Source organism: Acidaminococcus sp. AM05-11, assembly GCF_003472805.1.
Classification (GTDB): Bacteria; Bacillota; Negativicutes; order Acidaminococcales; family Acidaminococcaceae; genus Acidaminococcus; species Acidaminococcus hominis.
Genome location: NZ_QRMX01000040.1, coordinates 9401 through 14177 on the forward strand (window position 1 = coordinate 9401; position 4777 = coordinate 14177).

Here is a 4777-nt window from a genome sequence, read left to right on the forward strand (position 1 = left end):
ATCAGCCGCGCCCTGCGGGCTTGCTTCTTGGGCTGCTATCACATGGCTCACATGAACCAAGAGCATTTTGAACCACGGATATGCTCTTGGATGTGAGCGCAACGCTAGCAGGGGCCAGTCTTAGGCCTATACGAGTCATGTGCAAAACGGGTATCGCAAAGCAGCATAGTTCGTAAATATTTGCACTACCCTAGTCTATTACTTGACCAGTAGTGGCATAGAACGCTTCCTGCAAGCGTGTAGGAAGTGTCGCCGAAGGCGACGATAGAAGTTTCATTATTTCACACCTTTTTTTGTCGGGTGTTTCAGGCTTTATAGAATCAGGGGCACTGGGGCGTCCAGGGTCATTTCGCCTGGGGTGACCAGGCAGTCGTAGGCCAACAGGTGAACGCCGGCGTTTTGGGCTGCCAAAAGGGCAGCGGCAAACTCCGGGTCGGTGGCCCGGTTTGGCTCCATATGCTGCACGCCTTTCATTTGGATGACAAAGAGCAGGTAGGCGTCATAGCCTTCCTCCTGGCACTTGATGAGCTCGTGGATATGCCGGGCCCCCCGCTGGGTGGGAGCATCAGGGAAACGGACAATGCCGTGCTCTTCCAGGGTGACGCCTTTCACTTCCAAAAAGGCTTTGCGGTCCTTTGCTTCGAAATAGAAGTCAAAGCGGGATTGGTCGTAGCGGCATTCGGGCTTGAGCAGGGTGAGCGGGCCCAGGCCGCCTGCGGCCAGCCATTCCTGGGCGGCGTGGTTGGGGGCCTGGGAATCCATGTTGATGAGCAGGTCTCCTTTTTGGACGGCCACCAGGTCGTATTTGGTTTTTCGGGCGGGGTTGTCACTGCGGGTCAGGTATACGGTGCAGCCGGGCACCAGCAGTTCTTTGCAGCGGCCGGTATTTTTTACGTGGACGGTTTCTTCCTGGCCGTCTATTTCCACCTGGGCAATAAAGCGGTTGGGACGGGCCAGAAAGCGGCCGGGACAGACATTGGGATAGTGCATAGGGTTCTCCTTTACTGGGGCTGGACGCTAACTGCCAGCCCTGGTTTTTATTATACCACGGCGGAGGGAGGAAATACGGGGGAAAAGCCTGGGGGAAATGCCCAAGGGGAATGGCTGAATGTACCAAAGTTTTCATATTTAACGTGTATAAACTTGCTGGTTATGGTACAATATTTCTATACTTTGGTCAGAAAAGAATGGAGAAGGAAATGCGCAATTTTAGAAAAGCAACGATTACGAAAAAAGGAGAACGGGCTGCCCGTCATGGTCATCCCTGGGTATTTGCCGACGAGGTGCTGGCCTTGGACGGTGCGTACGAAAATGGCCAGCTGGTAGATGTGGTCAACGAAAAAGGCAAATATATCGGTACGGGTTTTATCAACGACCATTCCAAGATTCGGATTCGGCTGCTTTCCCAAAATGCCAATGATACCTTTAACGAAGCGTTCTTTGAACGGCGAATCCAGTATGCTCTGGACTACCGGAAAACGGTAATGCCTGGGGCGGATTTCCGCTGCTGCCGGCTGATTTTTGGGGAGGCCGATGGATTCCCGGGGCTGACGGTGGACCGGTTTGAGGACGTGCTGGTGGCCCAGGTGCTGTCTTTGGGCATCGAGCAGCGCAAGCAGCTGATTTTCTCTCTGTTGCTGAAAACCCTGCGGGCCATGGGGGAAGACGTGAAGGGCGTCTACGAACGGAACGATGTGAAAATCCGGGAACTGGAAGGTATGGAAGAAGGCTGCGGCATTGCCGAGGTGCCGGGCTCCACGCTGACGGAAGACGACCTGCTGCCCATTATCACAGAAAACGGTCTGAAGTACCAGGTGGACGTGGTCAACGGCCAAAAGACGGGCTACTTCCTGGACCAGAAATACAACCGGCTGGCAGTGCAGCGAATCTGCAAGGGCAAGCATCTGTTGGACTGTTTTACCCATACGGGGCCTTTTGCCCTGAACGCCTGGAAGGGCGGGGCGGCTTCGGTAACGGCGGTGGATATTTCCGGGGAAGCGCTGAAGCGGGCCCGGGGGAATTTCGCCCTGAACGGGGCGGAGGAAGCCATCCAGACCGTGGAAGCCAATGTGTTTGAATATCTGACGGAGCTGGAAGAAAAGAAGCAGCATCCGTTTGATTTCATTATCCTGGATCCTCCGGCTTTTACCAAATCCAGCCATACGGTCCATTCGGCTTTCCGGGGCTACAAGGAAATCAATATGAAGGCCATGAAGCTGCTGCCCCGGGGCGGGTACCTGGCCACCTGTTCCTGTTCCCACTTTATGCCGGACGAGCTGTTTGTCCAGATGCTCCGGGAAGCGTCCCACGATGCAGCGGTGTCCCTGCGCCAGGTGGAAGCCCGGCAGCAGGCTCCGGACCATCCGATTTTGTACAATGTGCCGGAAACTGATTATCTGAAGTTCTATATTTTCCAGGTGGTGTAAGGCCTGGAGAAGTGAGGTGTGCTATGATTAAGAAATTTTGTCTGCTGACGGCCTTTTGTGCCGCCCTGGGTTTTGGCCTGTTCCCTGCTGGACAGCTGCCGGCCGCCCACGCGGAAAGCACAGAAACCCACTTTCAGCAGTCCAAGATTGTGCTGGTAACCACCCACAATCAGGTTCCGTTCTACGCGGAACCGTCCCAAAAAAGTTTGACTTTGGGGTTCTATCCCAAGGGTACACTCTTTGTTCCGATAAACCAAACCCGTAACGCGGCGGAGCAGAAAACCTACAACCTGGCCATCCGGTTTGATGGCGCTGTAGGATGGCTGCTCTCCGAGGATGCAGCATTTTCTAGAAAATAATCTAGCCTGCAGCAAGGGGACCTCCTAGGGAGGAGCCAGGCACAGCAGGTGAGGGGAGAGCTTGGCATGGACGAAGAAAAGGAAGTTAGCGCACAAAGCGAAGAAGAAAAGCAGGAGCTGCTGGAAGAACGCATGGAAAGCGAACTGAACGAGGCTCTGAATCATAAGGATGAGGCAGCGGTAAGACGGTTGGTGGAGGATTCCCACCCCATCGACCTGGCCATTGCCATGGAGGAGGCTTCGGACAGCAATATTGTGTATTTGACCAGTTTGCTGGATGATGCCCAAAACGCAGAAATCATTGAACAGGCTGACGAGGATCTGCAGGTGCGGATCATGAAGCTGTTTGACCTGAACAAGATTCTGCGGATTTTCCAGCATATGTCCAAGGACGATATCGTAGACATTCTGGGAGATATGCCGGCCAATCGGCGGAAGGAATTGGTCAAGCTGATGAAGACCAGCGACCAGACCGTTATTCGGGATTTGCTGGGCTACGGGGAGAGCACTGCCGGTGGTATTATGACCACCGAGTACATTTCCATGCGCAGCACGCTGACGGTGAGTCAGGCGTTGGAAAAGGTAAAGGAGATTGCTCCCAAGACTGAGGAAATCAACATTCTCTACATCACCAACGACCGGAAGCAGCTGGTAGGCACGGTTTCTCTCCGGGAACTGCTGGTGGCCAAAAACTATGATACGTTAAACGATATCATGGAGGACAATGTCATTTCTGTGGAGCCGGAAGCGGACCAGGAGGACGTTGCCCGGCTGGTATCCAAATATGACCTGCACGCCATTCCGGTTGTGAACAAGCGCAAGGGGATTATCGGCATCATCACCGTCGACGATATCATCGATGTTATCGAAGAAGAAAACACCGAGGATATGTTGAAATTAGGCGGTGTCAGCAAGGAAGAAGACGTGGACAGCACGGTGTTTGAATCGGTGCGGATGCGTCTGCCCTGGCTGCTGGTCAACCTGATTACGGCATTTTTGGCGTCTGCTACGGTATCTTTGTTTGAGGATACCATTTCCCAGGTAGTGGCCCTGGCGGCTGCTATGCCCATTGTAGCGGGCATGGGGGGCAACGCTGGGACCCAAACCCTGGCGGTGGTGGTCCGGGGGATTGCTTTGGGGGATATCCGCCTCCATGGCAACGAGAAACGGATCTTTAAGGGTATCGCTGTGGGCTTTATCAACGGGCTGGTGAACGGGATTATCGCCGGTTTTGTCATCAGCCAGATGAGCGGGAATACGGCGCTGGGCTTGATTATCCTGGTGGCCATGACCTGCAACCTGATGATTGCGGCGTTTGTGGGCTTTTTGGTGCCGGTGGTGCTCAAGGCCTTCAATTTTGACCCGGCCATTGCCTCCAGTATTTTCATTACCACGGCAACGGATGTCTGCGGCTTCTTTATTTTCCTGGGGCTCAGCAAGATGTTCCTGCCGTACCTGCTGCAGTAGGGGTGGGGAGAATAGAAGTATATAAAGTGAAACAAGATTGTGAAAAAAAGATTTGCGAACTAGTTTGAGTTCGCAAGTCTTTTTTTTGTACGTTCGTTATAGCCGTATTCTAATAAACTTCCTCAGTCAGTCCTACGGACTGCCAGCCCCTACACTCTTGCAGGGGCCGGTCTTAGGCCACTACTGGTCATGTACTGAATGGGGGATTGTTGTGAAGCTTGGTTTTGAACCCCAACCCGGCATTGCTGTTGGCAATGCCGACCTTCCCCTTCTCCTGTTCGCGCAACGCAGCGAACAGGAGAAGGGGAAGGCAGGCGGCCGGTGGCCGCTAATACCTGGACGGCCCTTCGGGGGGTTCCTCTATCGGCACCTGTGGTGCCACTTTCCCCAAGGGGAAAGCTCGTCCCCATTTGGGGCTAGTGCGGACCGTTAGGTAGTCCAACTACAGAAAAATTGCCTGAGGCAATTTTTTGGGCTCATCACGGAAAATTGGGGGATACGAAATCTAAGACAGAATTTAAAAAC

General features: G+C 53.7%; 4 protein-coding genes. 3 read left to right on the top strand and 1 reads right to left on the bottom strand.

Going from position 1 to position 4777, the window contains the following annotated elements:
• Positions 1 to 312: 312 nt before the first annotated feature.
• On the bottom strand, positions 313 to 990 hold the full coding sequence (gene sfsA / locus DW089_RS10600) for a DNA/RNA nuclease SfsA (protein WP_105325789.1): 678 nt from the start codon (positions 988 to 990) through the stop codon (positions 313 to 315).
• Positions 991 to 1199: 209 nt separating this feature from the next.
• On the opposite strand from sfsA, the gene DW089_RS10605 reads away from it, so the two are divergent.
• From DW089_RS10605 to mgtE, 3 genes are all read left to right on the top strand, one after another.
• A complete protein-coding gene (locus tag DW089_RS10605) occupies positions 1200 to 2426 on the top strand; it encodes a class I SAM-dependent rRNA methyltransferase (protein WP_105325788.1) in 1227 nt (408 codons plus the stop codon).
• A 23-nt stretch (positions 2427 to 2449) separates the two neighbouring features.
• A complete protein-coding gene (locus DW089_RS10610; protein ID WP_118287259.1) occupies positions 2450 to 2785 on the top strand; it encodes a hypothetical protein in 336 nt (111 codons plus the stop codon).
• Between the two features lie 66 nt (positions 2786 to 2851).
• The gene (gene mgtE, locus DW089_RS10615; RefSeq protein ID WP_105325786.1) at positions 2852 to 4252 is read left to right on the top strand and encodes a magnesium transporter; all 1401 of its coding nucleotides are present in this window, start codon (positions 2852 to 2854) and stop codon (positions 4250 to 4252) included.
• The last annotated feature ends 525 nt before the right edge of the window (positions 4253 to 4777 follow it).